Origin of the sequence: Streptomyces sp. CB02009 (assembly GCF_001905825.1) — a bacterium.
Taxonomy (GTDB): domain Bacteria; phylum Actinomycetota; class Actinomycetes; order Streptomycetales; family Streptomycetaceae; genus Streptomyces.
Genome location: NZ_LIVV01000030.1, coordinates 2,809 through 3,459, shown reverse-complemented (window position 1 = coordinate 3,459; position 651 = coordinate 2,809). Strand labels below are relative to the sequence as shown.

At 73.1% G+C, this 651-nt stretch carries 1 protein-coding gene; it reads right to left on the bottom strand.

The features are described 5' to 3' along the window. Window positions 1-651: IMP dehydrogenase (locus AMK27_RS40920; protein ID WP_445194907.1), on the bottom strand; the 651-nt coding region annotated here is incomplete at both ends.

Here is a 651-nt window from a genome sequence, read left to right as displayed (position 1 = left end):
CGGCGCGGGCCGAGGCCATGCCGAAGGACTCCTTGTACGGGCGGCCGTCGGCGGTGTGCTGGAGGTCGCCCGGGGACTCGTACGTCCCGGCGAACCAGGAGCCGATCATCACGTTGGACGCGCCGGCGGCGAGCGCCATGGCGACATCGCGCGGGTGCCGGACGCCGCCGTCGGCCCAGACGTGCTTGCCGAACTTCTTGGCCTCGGCGGCGCACTCCAGGACGGCGGAGAACTGCGGGCGGCCGACGCCGGTCATCATGCGCGTGGTGCACATGGCGCCGGGGCCCACGCCGACCTTGATGATGTCCGCGCCGGCCTCGATGAGGTCGCGGACACCCTCGGCGGCGACGATGTTGCCGGCGACGATCGGGACCTGCGGGTCGAGGGCGCGCACGGCCTTGATCGCCGCGATCATCGACTCCTGGTGGCCGTGCGCCGTGTCGATGACGAGCGTGTCGACGCCCGCGTCGAGCAGCTGCTTGGCCTTGCCCGTGAAGTCCCCGTTGATGCCGACGGCGGCCGCGATGCGCAGCTTGCCGTCGGCGTCGGTGGCCGGGGTGTACAGGGTCGCGCGGAGCGCGCCCCTACGGGTCAGGATGCCGACCAGGCGGCCGTCCTTGTCCACGGCCGGCGCGTAGCGGCGGTTGGCGT